We start from the raw sequence: 19,142 nt of genomic DNA, 5'->3' as shown, positions 1-19,142 counted from the left end.
GATGGCTTTATACCGTCGCGAAGAACAATCTCGTGACGGCAAAAATATTCATGGAAGGAATTTATGTTGGTCAGAAGCTTGTAAAGCGCTATATCACCGGTTCAGAGGAGGGGTGGTATGAACCGAGAAAAGTTGGCGAGTATGTTTCCTACGCTTTCAAGGGGGCTGCAGTGGCGTTGTCAGCGATGTCTGAGCTTATAAGCAATCTACCAGGCCCTACGACGCCAAAAGAGCAGGATAGTTACGATCGACTAATGAGTGCCGCCGACAATTTGAAAGGCGCTGCCGCAGTTTTAAGTCTGGGTGCGACAGGTATCGAGATTCTCATCGCAAGTGTAGACATTTATGAAACGGTACAAAAAAATAGGCGAGTCGATGTGCGTCGTGAGGCCGATATGTTGAGGCAGGCCGAGCAAAATGATGATCTACTGAACAGGCTGTAAAAGGCGATGTTTGATCTGGCAAGAGGAACTTGCCGCAGTCGTTACACCCCATCCCAGTGATGACAGGGCTATAGCCGCATCTTCGCATGATGAAGGTGGATTGCCCTACCTGCCGCTGGTTCAGTACTAGGCAGCACGTAGGGCCTGGGGTTACTGAGAAATGACTTCCTTTAGATAAGGCGCCGGCTCGGCACCAAGATTGTTAAGCAAGCGTTGGCTGTACCAGTCAATAAAGTTCACCACCCCGAACTCATAGGTCTTGGAGTACGGGCCAGGCTGGTAAGCGGTAGAATTGATCCCCCGCTGATTCTCCTCCGCCAACCGCCGATCCTGGTCATTGGTGGCATCCCATACTTTGCGCATCTCCTCTGGGTTGTAATCAACCCCCTCGACCGCATCCTTGTGCACCAGCCACTTGGTGGTGACCATGGTCTCCTGCGCGCTGATCGGCCACACGGTGAACACGATCATATGGTCGCCCATGCAGTGGTTCCACGAATGCGGCAGGTGCAGGATGCGCATTGAGCCTAGGTCCGGATTCTTGATACGGCCCATCAGTTTCTGGCAGGCCTGCTTGCCGTCCATGGTCATCGACACGGTGCCCTTGAGCAGTGGCATGCGCACGATGCGGTTACGCAGGCCATGGCTCTTGTGCAGGTACGGAATCCCCTCGGCTTCCCAGGCGGCGGCCGAGGCGGCCACGTGGTCCTTGAATTCCTGGCTGGCGCGCGGGTCGTTGGTGTCGTCCCATTCCAGCAGGGTCTTCAGCAATTCGGGGTGTGAGCCACTGCAGTGGTAGCACTCGCGGTTGTTCTCCAGCACCAGTTTCCAGTTGGCCTTCTCCATCAAGGTGGTCTGCACCGCCACCTTGGTGTTCTCCATGTCGTACGGTTCCATGTAGTGGTCGAGGGTGGCGAGGAACTCGTCGATGGCTGGCGGGTTCTCGGCCAGGCTGATGAAGATGTAGCCACCGGCCACCTTCACGTTCACCGGTTTGAGGCCGTACTGGTTCATGTCGAAGTCGGCGCCCATCTCGGTGCCGGCGAACAGCAGGCGGCCATCGAGCTCATAGGTCCACTGGTGGTAGTGGCAGACCAGCTTGGCCACCTTGCCTTTGTCGCTGACGCACAGGCGCGAGCCGCGGTGGCGGCAGACGTTGTGGAAGGCATGCACCTTACCTTCGGCGCCGCGTATCACGATGATCGGGTTCTTGCCGATCTGCAGGGTGATGTAGTTGCCCTTGGTCGGGATCTCGCAAACCATGCCGGCGATCAGCCACTCCTTGTGGAAGATCTCCTGCATGTCGATCTGGAACAAGCGCTCGTCGCAGTAGAACGGCTGCGGCAGCGAGTAGGTGCGCTCGCGGGTCTGCAGCATTTCGGCGGTGGCCTTGCGTGCAGGTTCCAGTGGATCGCCCAGGCTCAGGGTTGCGGTGACGTCCATCGTGTGGTCCTCGTGGCCGCGCGCGGCCGGCTGAAGTGGCTAATCGTTGTTGTAGTGCCGCAAGGCTGTTGTTAGCGATAAACAACCTGTTGTTTTGCCGAGGAGTGTGCGTCCGGGCCGGGAAATGACCATATCCACGGGCGACATGGCCGCATCGAATTCCGACGCGCCAACCCTTGTAGCGCGGGGCTGGTCGCGATGAGCACGCCGATGTCGCGGATGGGAATGTACGGCGCGGTGCGCTTGCGCATTATCGGAGCCATGAGAATGGCCGACAGTCGGCTGCTGGAGATGAACATGTCCGATACCTTCCTTAATCCGGTTACCACCCAGACCTGGGCCAATGGCCGCCACATCGTGCGCTGCGTCAAGGTCATCCAGGAAACCTGGGACGTGCGCACCTTCTGCTTCATGGCCGACCAGCCGATCATGTTCTTCTTCAAGCCCGGGCAGTTCGTCACCCTGGAACTGGAGATCGAAGGTAAGCCTGTGATGCGTTCGTACACCATCTCCAGCTCGCCGTCGGTGCCCTACAGCTTCTCCATCACCGTCAAGCGCGTGCCGGGTGGGCTGGTGTCCAACTTCCTCCACGACACCATGCATGAAGGCGCTGAACTGCCGGTGCACGGGCCGGTGGGGTTGTTCAACGCCATCGACTTCCCCGCGGGCAAGACGCTTTACCTGTCCGGCGGCGTCGGCATCACCCCGGTGATGTCCATGGCCCGCTGGTTCTACGACACCAACGCCAATGTCGACATGGTGTTCGTGCACAGCGCCCGCTCGCCGAAGGACATCATCTATCATCGCGAGCTGGAGCAGATGGCCTCGCGCATCCCCAATTTCAGCCTGCACATCATCTGCGAAAAGCATGGGTTGGGTGAGCCCTGGGCCGGTTACCGCGGTTACCTGAACCAGCGGCTGATGGAACTGATTGCCCCGGACTACCTGGAGCGCGTGATCTTCTGCTGCGGGCCGACGCCCTACATGAACGCGGTCAAGCGCATGCTCGAGGCGGTCGGCTTCGACATGAAGAATTATCACGAGGAATCGTTCGGTGCGACGCCGCCTGAGGCGAAGGCCGACGCGGTGGAGCATGCCGAAGCGGCTGCCGATGCGCCGGAAGTGGATGTGGCCGACCTCAACCTGGTGGAGTTCGTCGGTAGCGACAAGAGCATCCGCGTGGCCCCTGGCGAGACCGTGCATGCGGCGGCCGCCAAGGTCGGGCTGATGATCCCCAAGGCCTGCGGCATGGGGATCTGCGGCACCTGCAAGGTACTCAAGCTCGGCGGCGAGGTGGAGATGGAGCACAACGGCGGGATCACCGAGGAGGATGAGGCCGAGGGTTACATCCTGTCGTGCTGCAGCGTGCCGAAGGGGGATGTGCGGATCGAGTATTGATCTACATTCGCAGGGGCCGCAAAGCGGCCCTGGTTACATGGGGTGCCTGATATTTTTGCCAGTTCCACTAGCGCCGCATCGCTGCCAATCTTCGGATGGAATTCACGGCGAAGGATTGTGGACAATGCCTACCTACTTGTTTGCCTGCGACAAGCAGAACACCCCCCTTGGCGGCATTGGTTTTTCCGATCGGGGCTTTACCGCCTATGGGGCGTTAACGTCACCGATCAGCCCGATGACAGGTTTCTGTGGACAGCCTCGGGACGCCCGGATGGATCGCTATCCATTAGGCAATGGGCACCGTCGGTACAGTCCTGCCTTGATGCGGTTCCAAGAACCTGACACGTTGAGTCCGTTCGACAAGGGCGGCATCAACGCGTACATGTATTGTGCGGGAGATCCGGTGAACCGGCTTGACCCGACTGGCGGATACTCTGCCTTGGTCTCGCAGATCATTCAGCGCTCCGGGACCATCGCATTGCATACCGCCTCGCCGCTGGCGTTGTTGTTGGGGCCAGAGCCCAAGGGGGCGTTGGCGGTGAACGCCACACGGGTTGCCCTGGCTGGTTCCGCCACCAGTGTGGTGGCAGCAGGGTTGGGGTTGGCCGGGGTGGGGGCGGCAACCTATGTTGCCAATGCCGGGACCGCTCTGCTGGCAGCGGGGGCAGGAACTCGGATTGCCAAGGCGGTCTGGGAGAACCGAGCGGAGCTCTGGCAGCATGTCAAGGAAAGTGTCAGCACCAATGTAAGGGCAGTGCTGGGCCTGCGCAGAGAAACAAGTACGCCGTCGACAACCGATGAAATGCCCAACGTTCGGGTGTTCACGCTTGACGACGTACCTGTTTCACCGACTGAGGCCAGAAGTGGCATCAGGAACTCTGCCTGATGCCGTTGGTTTAAGGTTGGCTAATCGCGGACTTGCTCCCCGATGGCTGCAAAGGTCAGGTACGGAATCGAGCCACCAGGCCGTTCAAGTCAACCGCCAGGCGCGACAGCTCGGCACTCGCCGCGCTGGTCTGATGTGCCCCGGTAGCGCTCTGCACCGACAGGTCGTTGATGTTCACCAGGTTGCGGTCCACCTCGCGGGCGACCTGAGCCTGTTCTTCCGCCGCACTGGCAATCACCAGGTTGCGCTCGTTGATCTGCGCCACTGCACCGGCGATGGTGTCCAGCGCCAGGCCCGCGCCACGGGCGATGTTCAGGGTTGACTCGGCGCGCTCGGTGCTGGTGCGCATCGAGTCCACGGCCTGCTCGGTGCCGCCCTGGATGCTGCCGATCATCCGCTCGATCTCGCTGGTGGACTGCTGGGTGCGATGCGCCAGTGCGCGCACCTCGTCGGCGACCACGGCGAAGCCACGACCGGCCTCGCCGGCGCGGGCGGCCTCGATGGCGGCGTTGAGCGCCAGCAGGTTGGTCTGGTCGGCCAGGCCGCGGATCACGTCGAGCACCTTGCCGATATCGCGGGACTGCTCGGCCAGGTGGGTGATCAGCTTGGCGGTGGACTGTACGTCGCCGCTCATGCGTTCGATGGCGCCCACGGTCTCCATCACCAGGTCGCGGCCATCGCCTGCCGAACGGCTGGCTTCGCTGGAGGCCTCGGAGGTGCTTACCGCGTTGCGCGCCACTTCCTCGACCGCGCTGGTCATCTCGGTGACGGCAGTGGCGGCCTGCTCGATCTCGTTGTTCTGCTGCTGCAGGCCACGGGCGCTTTCGTCGGTGACGCTGTTCAGCTCCTCGGCGGCGGAGGCCAGCTGGGTGGCGGAGCCGGCGATCAGCTGCAGGGTGTCGCGCAGCTTGTCCTGCATCTTGGCCATGGCCTTGAGCAGCCGCGCCGCCTCGTCGGTGCCTTCGGCGTGAATGCTGTGGGTCAGGTCGCCCTCGGCGATCTGCTCGGCGGCCTGCAGCGCATCGTCGATGGGCTTGACGATACTGCGGGTAAGCAGGAAGGCGAACAGCAGGGTCAGCACCGTGGCGGCCACCAGCAGGCTGATCACCAGGGCGAAGGCGCCGCTGTACTGGTCGGCGGCCTGGGCATTGGTGGCGCTGGTCTGGTCAGTGTTGATGCGCACCAGGGTGTCCATGATCTTGTTGATCTGTTCGGAGTTGTCCAGCAGGTCGCGGTTGAGCAGGTCGCGCAGGGCGTCCAGATCGCCGGCCTGGCTCAGCGTGCGCATGCGCGCCTCGAGCTGGCGGTACTGGTTGAGCAGCAGGCCGTACTGGTCGAAGGCGGCCTTCTCGTCGGCGGCGGTCACCAGCGGCTCGTAGGCGCGGCGGGCCTTGTCGATCTGTGCGTTGCGCTCGTCCAGCAGGCGCAGGGTGTCCTGTTGGGTGGCCGGTTCGCGGTTGAGCAGCAGGCGGTAGGACAGGGTGCGCAGGCGCAGGTTGAGCGCGGTCAGCTCGTCGAGGGTCTTGATGCTGGGCACGCTGATCTCCTCGATGGTCACGCCGGCCTGGCGGATGTTGCCCATCTGGATCAGCGAGAACACGCCGAGGCCCAGCATAAGCAGGCCGATCACGGCGAACCCGAGCAGCGCGCGCGGCGCGATATTCATATTGCGTAAGGACATGGAGGCAGTTCCCAAGGCAGAAGAGGTGCCGCGATCCATGCGACGGAAGAGGACCTGCCTGCCTATCGGTCGTGACCGGCCAGTCTTGAGTCCGTCAGGCAAAAATTGTGAGGCAGCTAACTATTTTCCTGACCAGCGGTTGATCCAGGTCGGAACAAGGGAGCCGATCCTGGGTCAACCTGAACCCGGCAAACACCTTTTGAATCCGATATTTAATGGCGGGGGCGGCAGTTTTTCCTTATCGTGTGCGCCCTTTGCAACAACCGAGATAGACGCATGTTGGAAACTTCCCTGAATCAACTCGAGCAACTGGTCAGCGACCTGATGCACAAGAACGCGCAACTGGCCGAGCAAAACGCCAGCCTCGGCCAGGAACTGGCCCAGGCCAAGGAAGAGAATGACAGCCTGCAGTTGTCGCTGATGGAGCAGGAAGAGAAGCACGGCGCCACCGCCGCGCGCATCCAGGCCCTGGTCGAGCGCGCCAGCGCGGGTGTCGTGAACGCATGAGACTGCAAGCGCAGCCGGTCAATGTCGTGTCGATCCTGGGTAACGACTACTCGCTCAAGGCGCCCGAAGGCCAGGAAGAAACCCTCTCCCAGGCCGTGCGCATGCTCAACGTCGCCCTGGCCGAAACCAAGCGCAACTATCCGACCCTGATCGGCGACAAGCTGCTGGTGCTGGCCGCCCTGAATTTGTGCTCCAAGCAGATCGAACTGCAGCGCGAGCACGACCGCACCCTCGAGCGCACCCAGGCGCAGATCGACGCCACGGTCGATGCCATCAGCAAGGCCGTCTCCGACGTCTGACTGACGCCATCGCGCGGCGACTGGTAGCAGGCTTGCCCCGCGACTAGGGCGGCCGTTGTGTCGCGGATCACTGGAACAACTGGATACTTAAGTGTATACACTTCCCGAAAAACAATAATTATCGGGGAGTGGAACATGCGCATCTGGCGGCGGAGTATCCAGTGGCAACTGATCGCAAGCATGGGCGCCGCCCTGCTGGCGAGCATCCTGGTGGTGGTGGCGATCTATACGATGGCGCTCAACCGCCTGACCGAGCGCTACCTGGTGGACACGGCGTTGCCGGCCAGCGTCGAAGCCATTCGCAACGATATCGAGCGCATGCTCGGTCAGCCGCTGGTGGCGGCGGCGGACATTGCCGGCAACACGCTCCTGCGCGACTGGCTGGCCGCCGGTGAGGCCCCGGCCGAGCTGCCGCGCTTCATCGAATACCTGGAGGCGGCCAAGCAGCGCAACCACGCCTTCACCACTCTGTTCGCCTCGACTGTCACCGGCCACTACTACAACGAGAAGGGGCTGGATCGCACGCTCAGCCGCGCCAATCCCAAGGACAAGTGGTTCTACGGCTACATCGACAGTGGTGCCGAACGCTTCATCAATATCGATATCGACGGCTCCACCGGCGAGCTGGCGCTGTTCATCGACTATCGGGTCGAGAAGGACGGCCAGCTGGTCGGCGTGGCCGGCATGGGCCTGCGCATGACCGAGCTGTCGAAGCTGATCCACGACTTCAGTTTCGGCGAGCACGGCAAAGTGTTCCTGGTGCGCAATGACGGCTTGATCCAGGTCCATCCCGACCAGCAGTTCAGCGGCAAGCGCCAGCTTGCCGAGCAGCTGGACGTCGAGGCGGCCAAGGCCGTGCTGGTGGGCGGTGCAGGCCTGCGCAGCAGCCGTTTCCAGCGTGATGGCAAGGATTACCTGGCCCTCGGCTTGCCCCTGCGAGACCTGAACTGGACCCTGGTAGCCGAGGTGCCGGAAGCCGAGATCTACGCCCAGGCCCGCCAGGCCATCTGGCAGACCTGCCTGATCGGCGGCGGCGTGGCGCTGCTTTCGCTGTTGCTGGTGGTACTGTTGGCACGCGGTTTGGTGCGGCCCATTCGCCAGGTCACTGCCGCATTGGTGCAGATCGGCGGTGGCGCGGGAGACCTCAGCCATCGCCTGGACGACTCGCGCCAGGACGAACTGGGCGACCTGGCCCGTGGCTTCAACCGCTTCCTCGACAGCCAGCGCGACCTGATCGGCGAGGTGCTGCGTACGACCGAACGCCTGCACCGGTCGGTGGAGCAGGTGACCCTGGTGGTGGACAACACCGCAGAGCGCTCGGGCCGCCAGCAGGAAATGACCGAGATGGTCGCCACCGCCGTGCACGAGATGGGCCTGACCGTGCAGGACATCGCCCAGAATGCCGGCTCCGCCGCCCATGCCTCGCAGTCGGCGCGTGACGAGGCGCTGCAGGCGCGGGAGGTGGTGCGCCGTTCCATCCACAACATCGAAGGCATGTCCGGGGAGATCGGCCGCGCCGCCGAGGCGGTGACGCAGCTGGCCGACGAAGTCGCCTCGATCGACGAAGTGCTGGCGGTGATCCGCAGCATTTCCGAGCAGACCAACCTGCTGGCGCTCAACGCCGCCATCGAAGCGGCACGGGCCGGCGAGATGGGCCGGGGGTTCGCCGTGGTGGCCGATGAGGTGCGGACCCTGGCGCGGCGGACCCAGGTATCCACCGACGAGGTGCAGCAGATGATCCACCGCCTCAAGCAGGGCGCGGGCACCGCCGTGGCGTCGATGCAGGCGGGGCAGCAGGCGACCGGCAACGGCGTCGAGTCAAGCCAGCGCACCGGCACCTCGCTCGGTGCGATCACCGATCAGGTCGAGCGCATCAGCGGCATGAACGAGCAGGTGGCCACCGCCACCGAGGAACAGTCGGCGGTGACCGAGGAGATCAACCGGACGGTGCAGGGGATTTCCGACCTGGCGCGGCAGACGGCCAGCGAAGTGCAAGGGTGTCGCGAGGAGTGCCAGGCGTTGCGTGGGCTGGCCGATGACCTGGCGCGGCAGATGGGTGGGTTCCGCCTCTAGCTGATCGCGGGGCAAGCCCGCTCCCACAAGAGGCTTGGAATGCTCGTGGGAGCGGGCTTGCCCCGTGATGACGATATATCAGGCAGCAAAGATGGCGCGGATGTCCGCCGCCAGTTCACGCACCCGGGCTTCCTGGGTATCCCACGAACACATGAACCGCGCCCCACCGCTGCCAATGAAGGTATAGAACCGCCACCCCTTGTTGCGCAGCACTTCCAGCGCATGCTCCGGCATCTGCAGGAACACGCCGTTGGCCTCCACCGGGAACATCAGCTCCACCTCCGGCAAATCGCTCACCAGCGATGCCAGCAGCTGCGCGCAGTGGTTGGCATGCTTGCCATGACGCATCCACGCGCCGTCTTCTAGCAGACCAACCCATGGCGCCGACAGGAAACGCATCTTCGATGCCAACTGCCCGGCCTGCTTGCAGCGGTAGTCGAAGTCCTCGGCCAGGGCGCGGTTGAAGAACAGGATCGCCTCGCCCACCGCCATGCCGTTCTTGGTGCCGCCGAAGCACAGCACATCGACCCCGGCCTTCCAGGTCAGTTCGGCCGGCGAACAGCCGAGGAACGCGCAGGCATTGGTGAACCGTGCGCCGTCCATGTGCAGGTTCAGGCCCAGCTCCTTGCAGATGGCGCTGATCGCCTTGAGCTCGTTGGGGCGATACACCGTGCCCACTTCGGTGGCCTGGGTGATGGTCACCACGCGGGGCTTGGGGTAGTGGATGTCCTGGCGCTTGAGGGCCACTTCGCGGATCGACTGGGGCGTCAGCTTGCCGTTGACGCTGGCGGCGGTCAGCAGCTTGGAGCCGTTGGAGAAGAACTCCGGCGCGCCGCATTCGTCGGTCTCGACGTGGGCGGTCTCGGAGCAGATAACGCTGTGGTAGCTCTGGCACAGCGAGGCCAGGGCCAGGGAGTTGGCGGCGGTGCCGTTGAAGGCGAAGAACACCTCGCAGTCGGTCTCGAACAGCTTGCGGAAGTATTCCGAGGCGCGTTCGGTCCACTGGTCGTCGCCGTAGGCGCGTTCGTGGCCCTGGTTGGCCTTTTCCATCGCGGCCCAGGCTTCGGGGCAGATGCCGGAGTAGTTGTCGCTGGCGAATTGTTGGTTGTTGTCGATCATGACGCCTGTCCTTTTGTACGACGCAGGAACGCACTCTAAACCATCGATTTGGCGGTTGCCTATACAGGCTGTTTGAGCCGGATGCGGTCTCTTGGGAGAAGCGGCGCACCGCCGCTCCCACGCAACTTTCCTCAGCGCCTTGAACAATGTCGTAAACGCGCCATTGCAAGGCGCGCGCAGGCATCTGTGCCCCGGTGCCCGGTCATACCATCGCTGCAAAGGGTGGGAAAACCCTCACCAGACAAGAAACGATCGCTGCCGGGAGATACACGATGTTCAGCAAGCAAGACCAGATCCAGGGTTATGACGACGCACTGCTGGCGGCGATGAATGCCGAGGAACAGCGCCAGGAAGATCACATCGAGCTGATCGCCTCGGAGAACTACACCAGCAAGCGCGTGATGCAGGCCCAGGGCAGCGGCCTGACCAACAAGTACGCCGAGGGCTACCCGGGCAAGCGCTACTACGGCGGCTGCGAGCATGTCGACAAGGTCGAGGCGCTGGCCATCGAGCGCGCCAAGCAGCTGTTCGGCGCCGACTACGCCAACGTCCAGCCGCACTCCGGCTCCTCGGCCAACGGCGCCGTGTACCTGGCTCTGCTGCAAGCCGGCGATACCATCCTGGGCATGAGCCTGGCCCATGGCGGCCATCTGACCCACGGTGCCAAGGTGTCGTCCTCGGGCAAGCTGTACAACGCCGTGCAGTACGGCATCGACACCACCACCGGCCTGATCGACTACGACGAAGTCGAGCGCCTGGCCGTCGAGCACAAGCCGAAGATGATCGTCGCCGGTTTCTCGGCCTACTCGAAGACTCTCGATTTCCCACGTTTCCGCCAGATCGCCGATAAAGTCGGCGCGCTGCTGTTCGTCGACATGGCCCACGTCGCTGGCCTGGTCGCCGCCGGCCTGTACCCGAACCCGATCCCCTTCGCCGATGTTGTCACCACCACCACCCACAAGACCCTGCGCGGCCCGCGTGGTGGCCTGATCCTGGCCAAGAGCAACGAAGAGATCGAGAAGAAGCTCAACGCCGCCGTGTTCCCCGGCGCCCAGGGTGGCCCGCTGATGCACGTGATCGCCGCCAAGGCGGTGTGCTTCAAGGAAGCGCTGGAGCCTGAGTTCAAGAGCTACCAGAAACAGGTCATCGAAAACGCTCAGGCCATGGCCCAGGTGTTCATCGACCGCGGCTACGACGTGGTCTCCGGCGGCACCGACAACCACCTGTTCCTGGTCAGCCTGATTCGTCAGGGCCTGACCGGCAAGGACGCCGACGCCGCCCTTGGCCGCGCTCATATCACCGTCAACAAGAACGCCGTGCCCAACGACCCGCAGTCGCCGTTCGTCACCTCGGGCCTGCGCATCGGCACCCCGGCCGTCACCACCCGCGGCTTCAAGGTCGCCCAGTGCGTGGCGCTGGCCGGCTGGATCTGCGATGTGCTGGACAACCTGGGCGACGCCGATGTCGAGGCCGATGTGGCCAAGAACGTCGCCGCCCTGTGCGCCGACTTCCCGGTCTACCGCTGAGTGGAGCAGAACACCATGCAACGTTATTCAGGCTTCGGCCTCTTCAAGCACTCCCTCAGCCACCACGAGAACTGGCAGCGCATGTGGCGCACGCCGACGCCGAAGAAGGTCTACGACGTGGTCATCGTTGGCGGTGGCGGCCATGGCCTGGCGACTGCCTACTACCTGGCCAAGGAACACGGTATCACCAACGTGGCGGTGGTCGAGAAGGGCTACCTGGGCGGCGGCAACACCGCCCGCAACACCACCATCGTGCGTTCCAACTACCTGTGGGACGAGTCGGCGCACCTGTATGAACACGCCATGAAACTGTGGGAGGGGCTGTCGCAGGACATCAACTACAACGTGATGTTCTCCCAGCGCGGCGTCTACAACCTGTGCCACACCCTGCAGGACATCCGCGACTCCGAGCGTCGGGTCAACGCCAACCGCCTCAATGGCGTGGACGGCGAGCTGATCCGCACCGAGCAGGTGGCGGCCGAGATCCCGTACCTGGACTGCTCGAAGAACACCCGCTACCCGATCCTCGGTGCCACCGTACAGCGCCGTGGCGGCGTGGCCCGTCACGATGCCGTGGCCTGGGGCTTCGCCCGTGCCGCCGACGCCCTGGGCGTGGACCTGATCCAGCAGACCGAGGTGATTGGCTTCCGTAAAGAGAATGGCGCCGTGATCGGTGTCGAAACCAACAAGGGCTTCATCGGCGCCAAGCGCGTCGGCGTGGTCACCGCTGGTAACTCCGGGCACATGGCCAAGCTGGCCGGTTTCCGCCTGCCGCTGGAGTCGCACCCGCTGCAGGCACTGGTATCGGAGCCGATCAAACCGATCATCGACAGCGTGATCATGTCCAACGCCGTGCACGGCTATATCAGCCAGTCCGACAAGGGCGACCTGGTGATCGGCGCCGGTATCGACGGCTGGGTCGGCTACGGCCAGCGCGGCTCCTACCCAATCATCGAGCACACCCTGCAGGCGATCGTCGAGATGTTCCCGATCCTCTCCCGGGTGCGCATGAACCGCCAGTGGGGCGGCATCGTCGACACCACGCCGGACGCCTGCCCGATCATCTCCAAGACCCCGGTGAAGAACATGTTCTTCAACTGCGGCTGGGGCACCGGCGGCTTCAAGGCCACCCCGGGCTCGGGCAACGTGTTCGCCGCGAGCCTGGCCAAGGGCGAGATGCACCCGCTGGCCGCGCCTTTCTCCATCGACCGTTTCTACAACGGCGCGCTGATCGACGAACACGGCGCCGCTGCCGTCGCCCACTGACCCGGAGACAACCGTCATGTTGCAAATCTTCTGTCCCCACTGCGGCGAGCTGCGCTCCGAGGAAGAATTCCACGCGTCGGGCCAGGCGCACATCGCCCGCCCGCTGGACCCCAACGCCTGCTCCGACGAGGAGTGGGGCACCTACATGTTCTTCCGCGACAACCCGCGCGGCATCCACCATGAACTGTGGGACCACGTCGCGGGCTGTCGCCAGTACTTCAACGTCACCCGCGACACCGTGACCTACGAGATCCTGGAAACCTACAAGATCGGCGAGAAACCTCAGGTTACCGCCGCCTCGAAACAGAGCACCGCGCCAGCGACCGCCAAGGGCCAAGGGGAAAAAGTATGAGCCAGACCTATCGCCTCGCCAGCGGCGGCCGTATCGACCGCAGCAAGGTGCTGAACTTCAGCTTCAACGGCAAGACCTACCAGGGCTATGCCGGCGACACCCTGGCCGCCGCGCTGCTGGCCAACGGCGTCGACATCGTCGGGCGCAGCTTCAAGTACTCGCGCCCGCGCGGGATCATCGCCGCCGGTACCGAGGAGCCGAACGCGATCCTGCAGATCGGCTCCAGCGAAGCCACCCAGATCCCCAACGTGCGCGCCACCCAGCAGGCCCTGTATGCCGGCCTGGTGGCCACCAGCACCAACGGCTGGCCAAACGTCAACAACGACATGATGGGCATCATCGGCAAGGTCGGCGGCAACATGATGCCGCCCGGGTTCTACTACAAGACCTTCATGTACCCCAAGTCGTTCTGGATGACCTACGAGAAGTACATCCGCAAGGCGGCGGGCCTGGGCCGTGCGCCGCTGCAGAACGATCCGGACAGCTACGACTACATGAACCAGCACTGCGACGTGCTGATCGTCGGCGCCGGCCCTGCTGGCCTGGCCGCTGCGCTGGCTGCCGCGCGCAGCGGCGCCCGGGTGATCCTGGCGGACGAGCAGGAGGAGTTCGGCGGCACCTTGCTCGACAGCCGCGAAACCCTTGATGGCAAACCAGCCGTCGACTGGGTCAATGCCGTCGTTGCCGAGCTGGAGTCGCTGCCGGAAGTCACCCTGCTGCCACGCAGCACGGTCAACGGCTATCACGACCACAACTTCCTGACCATCCACGAGCGTCTGACCGACCACCTCGGCGACCGTGCGCCCATCGGCCAGGTACGCCAACGCGTGCACCGTGTGCGCGCCAACCGTGTGGTCCTGGCTGCTGGCGCCCATGAGCGCCCGCTGGTGTACGGCAACAACGACCTGCCGGGCAACATGCTGGCGGGTGCCGTGTCCACCTACGTGCGCCGCTATGGCGTGGCGCCGGGCCGCAAGCTGGTGCTGTCGACCAACAACGACCACGCCTACCGCTGCGCTTTGGACTGGCACGACGCGGGTCTGCAGGTGGTCGCCATTGCCGATGCCCGCCACAACCCACGCGGTTCGCTGGTCGAAGAGGCTCGCGCCAAAGGTATCCGTATCCTCACCTCCAGCGCCGTGATCGAGGCCAAGGGCAGCAAGCACGTCACTGGCGCCCGCGTGGCCGCCATCGATGTGCAGGCGCACAAGGTTACCAGCCCGGGTGAAACCCTCGAGTGCGACCTGATCGCGACTTCCGGCGGTTACAGCCCAGTGGTCCACCTGGCCTCGCACCTGGGCGGTCGCCCGGTCTGGCGTGAAGACATCCTCGGCTTCGTCCCGGGCGATGCACCGCAGAAGCGCGTGTGCGTCGGTGGCGTGAACGGCGTCTATGCCCTGGGCGATGTGATCGCTGACGGCTTCGAGGGCGGTGTTCGCGCCGCCACCGAGGCCGGCTTCAAGGCCAGCGTCGGCACCCTGCCGAAAACCCTGGCGCGCAAGGAAGAAGCCACCGTGGCACTATTCCAGGTGCCCCACGACAAGGGCACCGCCCGTGCGCCGAAGCAGTTCGTCGACCAGCAGAACGATGTCACCGCCGCCGCCATCGAGCTGGCCACCCGCGAAGGCTTCGAGTCGGTCGAGCACGTCAAGCGCTACACCGCCCTGGGCTTCGGCACCGACCAGGGCAAGCTGGGCAACATCAACGGCCTGGCCATCGCCGCCCGCTCGCTCGGAATCGGCATCCCGGAAATGGGCACCACCATGTTCCGCCCCAACTACACGCCGGTGACCTTCGGCGCGGTGGCGGGCCGGCACTGCGGCCACCTGTTCGAGCCGGTGCGCTTCACCGCCCTGCATGCCTGGCACATCAAGAACGGCGCCGAGTTCGAGGACGTCGGCCAGTGGAAGCGCCCGTGGTACTTCCCCAAGCCCGGCGAAGATATCCACACCGCCGTGGCCCGCGAATGCAAGGCTGTGCGTGACAGCGTCGGCCTGCTGGACGCCTCGACCCTGGGCAAGATCGACATCCAGGGCCCGGACGCGCGCGAATTCCTCAACCGCATCTACACCAACGCCTGGACCAAGCTCGACGTGGGCAAGGCCCGCTACGGCCTGATGTGCAAGGAAGACGGCATGGTCTTCGACGACGGCGTGACCGCCTGCGTCGGCGACAACCACTTCATCATGACCACCACCACCGGCGGCGCCGCCCGTGTGCTGCAGTGGCTGGAGCTTTACCACCAGACCGAATGGCCAGAGATGAAGGTGTACTTCACCTCGGTCACCGACCACTGGGCGACCATGACCCTGTCCGGCCCCAACAGCCGCAAGCTGCTGGCCGAGGTCAGCGACATCGACCTGGACAAGGAAGGCTTCCCGTTCATGAGCTGGAAGGAAGGCCTGGTTGGCGGCGTGCCGGCACGGGTGTTCCGCATCTCGTTCACCGGCGAGCTGTCGTACGAGATCAACGTCCAGGCCAACTACGCCATGGGCGTGCTGGAGCAGATTGTCGAGGCGGGCAAGAAGTACAACCTGACCCCGTACGGCACCGAGACCATGCACGTGCTGCGTGCCGAGAAGGGCTTCATCATCGTCGGCCAGGACACCGACGGCTCGATGACCCCGGACGACCTCAACATGAGCTGGTGCGTGGGTCGCAACAAGGCCTTCTCGTGGATCGGCCTGCGCGGCATGAACCGTGAAGATACCGTGCGAGAGAACCGCAAGCAGCTGGTGGGCCTCAAGCCTGTGGACCCGAACGTGTGGCTGCCGGAAGGCGCCCAGCTGGTGTTCGATCCCAAGCAACCGATCCCGATGGACATGGTTGGTCATGTCACCTCCAGCTACGCGGCCAACTCCCTGGGCTATTCGTTCGCCATGGGCGTGGTCAAGGGCGGCCTCAAGCGCCTGGGTGAGCGGGTGTATTCGCCCCAGGCCGACGGCAGCGTGATCGAGGCCGAGATCGTGTCTTCGGTGTTCTTCGATCCGAAGGGCGAGCGGCAGAACGTTTGATTCCAGGATGACGGGATCTGCGAGGGAGCGCTCAAGCCCGCTCCCTCGAGGTCAGCGTGGTTCCTCGCACAAGAATTCAAGGCAGGTAAGAAATGAGCGCTATCAACGTCTTCCAGCAAAACCCAGGCTCCGATGCCAAGGCCCAGTCGCCGCTGCACCACGCCGACCTGGCCAGCCTGGTCGGCAAGAGCCGCAAGAACGCAGGCGTGACCCTGCGCGAGAAGAAACTCCTCGGCCACCTGACTATCCGTGGCAATGGCCATGACCAGGCCTTCGCCGGCGGCGTGCACAAGGCCTTGGGTCTGGAGCTGCCGGTGGCTCTGACCGTGGTCGCCAACAGCGAGATGTCGCTGCAATGGGTGGGCCCGGACGAGTGGCTGCTGATTGTCCCCGGCGGCCAGGAGTTCGCCGTCGAGCAGAAGCTGCGCGATGCCCTCGACGGCCAGCATATCCAGGTGGTCAACGTCAGCGGCGGACAGACCCTGCTCGAGCTGCGCGGCCCCCATGTGCGCGACGTGCTGATGAAATCCACCAGCTATGATGTCCACCCGAACAACTTCCCGGTGGGCAAGGCCGTCGGCACCGTGTTCGCCAAGTCGCAACTGGTGATCCGGCGCACCGCCGAGGACACCTGGGAGCTGGTGATCCGCCGCAGCTTCTCTGACTACTGGTGGCTGTGGCTGCAGGACGCGTCGGCCGAATACGGCCTGGCCATCGAAGCGTAAGGAGCATTAACCATGAGTCGGGCACCGGACACCTGGATCCTCACTGCCGACTGCCCGAGCATGCTCGGCACGGTCGATGTGGTGACGCGTCATCTCTACGAGCAACGCTGCTACGTCACCGAGCACCATTCCTTCGATGACCGGCTGTCGGGGCGGTTCTTCATTCGCGTGGAGTTCCGTGCCCCCGATGGCTTCGACGAGGACGGTTTTCGCGCAGGCCTGGCCGAGCGCAGCGAAGCCTTTGGCATGGCGTTCGAGCTGACCGCGCCGAATCACCGCCCCAAGGTGGTGATCATGGTGTCCAAGGCCGACCATTGCCTTAACGACCTGCTGTATCGCCAGCGCATCGGCCAGCTGGCCATGGACGTGGTCGCGGTGGTGTCCAACCATCCTGACCTCGAGCCGCTGGCACATTGGCACAAGATCCCCTATTACCACTTCGCCCTCGATCCGAACGACAAGCCGGCGCAGGAGCGCAAGGTATTGCAGGTGATCGAGGAAAGCGGTGCCGAGCTGGTGATCCTCGCCCGCTACATGCAGGTGCTGTCGCCGGAGTTGTGCCGGCGACTGGATGGCTGGGCGATCAACATCCACCACTCGTTGCTGCCCGGTTTCAAGGGCGCCAAACCGTATCACCAGGCCTACAACAAGGGCGTGAAGATGGTTGGCGCCACGGCGCACTACATCAACAACGACCTGGACGAAGGGCCGATCATCGCTCAGGGCGTCGAGGTGGTTGACCATGCGCACTATCCCGAGGACCTGATCGCCAAGGGGCGCGATATCGAGTGCCTGACCCTGGCGCGGGCTGTGGGTTATCACATCGAGCGACGGGTGTTCCTCAACGCCAATCGGACTGTGGTGCTTTGACATTGGGGCTGCTTTGCAGCCCATCGCGACACAAGGCCGCTCCCACAGGTAAAGCGCAAGTCTCAGGGGTTGCGCTGGCCATGTAGGAGCGGCCTTGTGTCGCGAAAGGGCCGCACAGCGGCCCCGGCTTTTGGCCTGCCGTGAACAGGCATTTGCTTGTCGCATCCAGTCACCGCCCCACCTCCTATCCAGCCCACAATTCCCTTCATTCCAGTAACACAGGCCGCCCACGGAAAGGCGGCGCTTTCCACCACCGCTGCATAAATACAAATCAAGCGAGGTAAGAAGCATGTCTGGTAACCGTGGAGTGGTGTATCTCGGCGCGGGCAAGGTCGAGGTGCAGAAGATCGACTACCCCAAGATGCAGGACCCGCGCGGCAAGAAGATCGAGCACGGCGTCATCCTCAAGGTGGTCTCCACCAACATCTGCGGCTCCGACCAGCACATGGTCCGCGGCCGCACCACCGCCCAGGTCGGCCTGGTCCTGGGTCATGAAATCACCGGTGAAATCGTCGAAATGGGCCGTGACGTCGAACGCCTGAAAATCGGCGATCTGGTGTCGGTACCCTTCAACGTCGCCTGCGGTCGCTGCCGCTCGTGCAAGGAGATGCACACCGGCGTCTGCCTCACCGTCAACCCGGCCCGCGCCGGTGGTGCCTACGGTTACGTTGACATGGGCGACTGGACCGGCGGCCAGGCCGAGTACGTACTGGTGCCCTACGCCGACTTCAACCTGCTGAAACTGCCGGACCGCGACAAGGCCATGGAGAAGATCCGCGACCTGACCTGCCTGTCCGACATCCTCCCCACCGGTTACCACGGCGCCGTCACCGCCGGTGTCGGCCCGGGCAGCACCGTATACGTCGCGGGTGCCGGCCCGGTCGGCCTGGCCGCCGCCGCGTCCGCCCGCCTGCTGGGCGCCGCCTGCGTCATTGTCGGCGACCTCAACCCGGCCCGGCTGGCTCACGCCAAGTCGCAAGGTTTCGAAGTGGTCGACCTGTCCAAGGACACTCCGCTGCACGAGCAGATCATCGATATCCTCGGTGAGCCGGAAGTGGATTGTGCCGTCGATGCCGTTGGCTTCGAGGCCCGTGGCCATGGTCATGAAGGCGCCAAGCACGAGGCCCCGGCCACCGTGCTCAACTCGCTGATGCAGGTGACCCGCGTGGCTGGCAAGATCGGTATTCCGGGCCTGTACGTGACCGAGGATCCGGGCGCAGTGGATGCCGCCGCCAAGATCGGTGCCCTGAGCATCCGCTTCGGCCTGGGCTGGGCCAAGTCCCACAGCTTCCACACCGGGCAGACCCCGACCATGAAGTACAACCGCCAGCTGATGCAGGCGATCATGTGGGATCGCATCAATATCGCCGAAGTGGTGGGGGTGCAGGTGATCAGCCTGGACCAGGCGCCGGAGGGGTATGGGGAGTTTGATGCAGGGGTACCGAAGAAGTTTGTGATTGATCCGCATAAGACATTTAGTGCGGCGTAAGATGTTAACTACAGCGCCCCTTTTGGGGCGTTGTGGTTTTTTGAAAACGGC

At 63.7% G+C, this 19,142-nt stretch carries 17 protein-coding genes and 2 pseudogenes; 14 read left to right on the top strand and 5 right to left on the bottom strand.

The window, feature by feature from the left end; all coding sequences use genetic code 11:
- Positions 1-50 precede the first annotated feature (50 nt).
- Entirely contained in the window at positions 51-443 is a 393-nt protein-coding gene (locus AC25MA_RS04505) for a hypothetical protein (RefSeq protein ID WP_486971812.1), read from the top strand.
- Between the two features lie 150 nt (positions 444-593).
- Here AC25MA_RS04505 and gbcA read toward each other — a convergent pair whose 3' ends face one another.
- Positions 594-1,886 (bottom strand): glycine-betaine demethylase subunit GbcA, encoded by a 1,293-nt coding sequence (gene gbcA, locus AC25MA_RS04500; RefSeq protein WP_028688443.1) that lies wholly within the window; start codon positions 1,884-1,886, stop codon positions 594-596.
- Between the two features lie 71 nt (positions 1,887-1,957).
- A complete protein-coding gene (locus AC25MA_RS04495; RefSeq protein WP_175406147.1) occupies positions 1,958-2,185 on the bottom strand; it encodes a protein GbcA in 228 nt (75 codons plus the stop codon).
- Here AC25MA_RS04495 and gbcB point away from each other — a divergent pair.
- Positions 2,184-3,284 carry a glycine-betaine demethylase subunit GbcB gene (gbcB, locus tag AC25MA_RS04490; RefSeq protein WP_028688442.1) on the top strand — a complete coding sequence of 367 codons (1,101 nt, stop codon included), beginning with the start codon at positions 2,184-2,186 and terminating at the stop codon, positions 3,282-3,284. The genes AC25MA_RS04495 and gbcB overlap by 2 nt on opposite strands.
- Positions 3,285-3,408: 124 nt before the next feature.
- Entirely contained in the window at positions 3,409-4,170 is a 762-nt protein-coding gene (locus AC25MA_RS04485) for an RHS repeat-associated core domain-containing protein (RefSeq protein WP_143496111.1), read from the top strand.
- A 55-nt stretch (positions 4,171-4,225) separates the two neighbouring features.
- Here AC25MA_RS04485 and AC25MA_RS04480 read toward each other — a convergent pair whose 3' ends face one another.
- Positions 4,226-5,089: a methyl-accepting chemotaxis protein gene (locus tag AC25MA_RS04480; RefSeq protein ID WP_372454741.1), complete on the bottom strand. Its 864-nt coding sequence runs from the start codon at positions 5,087-5,089 to the stop codon at positions 4,226-4,228.
- A pseudogene (locus tag AC25MA_RS04475) lies at positions 5,081-5,836 on the bottom strand (MCP four helix bundle domain-containing protein); the annotation flags it as partial. The gene AC25MA_RS04480 and the pseudogene AC25MA_RS04475, both read right to left, overlap by 9 nt.
- Before the next feature lie 291 nt (positions 5,837-6,127).
- On the opposite strand from AC25MA_RS04475, the gene AC25MA_RS04470 reads away from it, so the two are divergent.
- From AC25MA_RS04470 to AC25MA_RS04455, 4 genes and pseudogenes are all read left to right on the top strand, one after another.
- Positions 6,128-6,358 (top strand): hypothetical protein, encoded by a 231-nt coding sequence (locus tag AC25MA_RS04470; RefSeq protein WP_028688440.1) that lies wholly within the window; start codon positions 6,128-6,130, stop codon positions 6,356-6,358.
- Positions 6,355-6,657, top strand: a complete 303-nt coding sequence (locus AC25MA_RS04465; protein WP_028688439.1) for a cell division protein ZapA — start codon at positions 6,355-6,357, stop codon at positions 6,655-6,657. Before AC25MA_RS04470 ends, AC25MA_RS04465 begins: the two co-directional genes overlap by 4 nt.
- A gap of 135 nt (positions 6,658-6,792) precedes the next feature.
- A pseudogene (locus tag AC25MA_RS04460) lies at positions 6,793-7,869 on the top strand (HAMP domain-containing protein); the annotation flags it as partial.
- Between the two features lie 123 nt (positions 7,870-7,992).
- Positions 7,993-8,730, top strand: a complete 738-nt coding sequence (locus AC25MA_RS04455) for a methyl-accepting chemotaxis protein (protein ID WP_372454740.1) — start codon at positions 7,993-7,995, stop codon at positions 8,728-8,730.
- 78 nt (positions 8,731-8,808) lie between these two features.
- On the opposite strand, the gene AC25MA_RS04450 is transcribed toward AC25MA_RS04455, so the two are convergent.
- Entirely contained in the window at positions 8,809-9,849 is a 1,041-nt protein-coding gene (locus AC25MA_RS04450) for a threonine aldolase family protein (RefSeq protein ID WP_486971811.1), read from the bottom strand.
- A gap of 272 nt (positions 9,850-10,121) precedes the next feature.
- Between AC25MA_RS04450 and AC25MA_RS04445 the strand changes: the two genes are divergently transcribed.
- The 7 genes from AC25MA_RS04445 to fdhA all read left to right on the top strand — a co-directional run bounded on the left by AC25MA_RS04445 (position 10,122) and on the right by fdhA (position 19,091).
- A complete protein-coding gene (locus tag AC25MA_RS04445; protein WP_028688436.1) occupies positions 10,122-11,375 on the top strand; it encodes a serine hydroxymethyltransferase in 1,254 nt (417 codons plus the stop codon).
- A gap of 15 nt (positions 11,376-11,390) precedes the next feature.
- On the top strand, positions 11,391-12,641 hold the full coding sequence (locus tag AC25MA_RS04440; RefSeq protein WP_011536148.1) for a sarcosine oxidase subunit beta family protein: 1,251 nt from the start codon (positions 11,391-11,393) through the stop codon (positions 12,639-12,641).
- 16 nt (positions 12,642-12,657) lie between these two features.
- Entirely contained in the window at positions 12,658-12,993 is a 336-nt protein-coding gene (locus tag AC25MA_RS04435) for a sarcosine oxidase subunit delta (protein WP_028688435.1), read from the top strand.
- Positions 12,990-16,007, top strand: a complete 3,018-nt coding sequence (locus tag AC25MA_RS04430; protein ID WP_062359769.1) for a sarcosine oxidase subunit alpha — start codon at positions 12,990-12,992, stop codon at positions 16,005-16,007. The genes AC25MA_RS04435 and AC25MA_RS04430 overlap by 4 nt, the downstream gene beginning before the upstream one ends.
- A gap of 92 nt (positions 16,008-16,099) precedes the next feature.
- Positions 16,100-16,732: a sarcosine oxidase subunit gamma gene (locus AC25MA_RS04425; RefSeq protein ID WP_486971810.1), complete on the top strand. Its 633-nt coding sequence runs from the start codon at positions 16,100-16,102 to the stop codon at positions 16,730-16,732.
- Positions 16,733-16,744: 12 nt separating this feature from the next.
- Positions 16,745-17,602 (top strand): formyltetrahydrofolate deformylase, encoded by an 858-nt coding sequence (gene purU / locus AC25MA_RS04420; protein ID WP_028688432.1) that lies wholly within the window; start codon positions 16,745-16,747, stop codon positions 17,600-17,602.
- A 289-nt stretch (positions 17,603-17,891) separates the two neighbouring features.
- Positions 17,892-19,091 carry a formaldehyde dehydrogenase, glutathione-independent gene (gene fdhA / locus AC25MA_RS04415; RefSeq protein ID WP_011536143.1) on the top strand — a complete coding sequence of 400 codons (1,200 nt, stop codon included), beginning with the start codon at positions 17,892-17,894 and terminating at the stop codon, positions 19,089-19,091.
- The last annotated feature ends 51 nt before the right edge of the window (positions 19,092-19,142 follow it).

The sequence above is a fragment of the Pseudomonas sp. P65(2024) genome (assembly GCF_057480955.1).
Note: the sequence above shows the minus strand (reverse complement) of the source record. Positions and strands in the feature narration are given on the sequence as shown.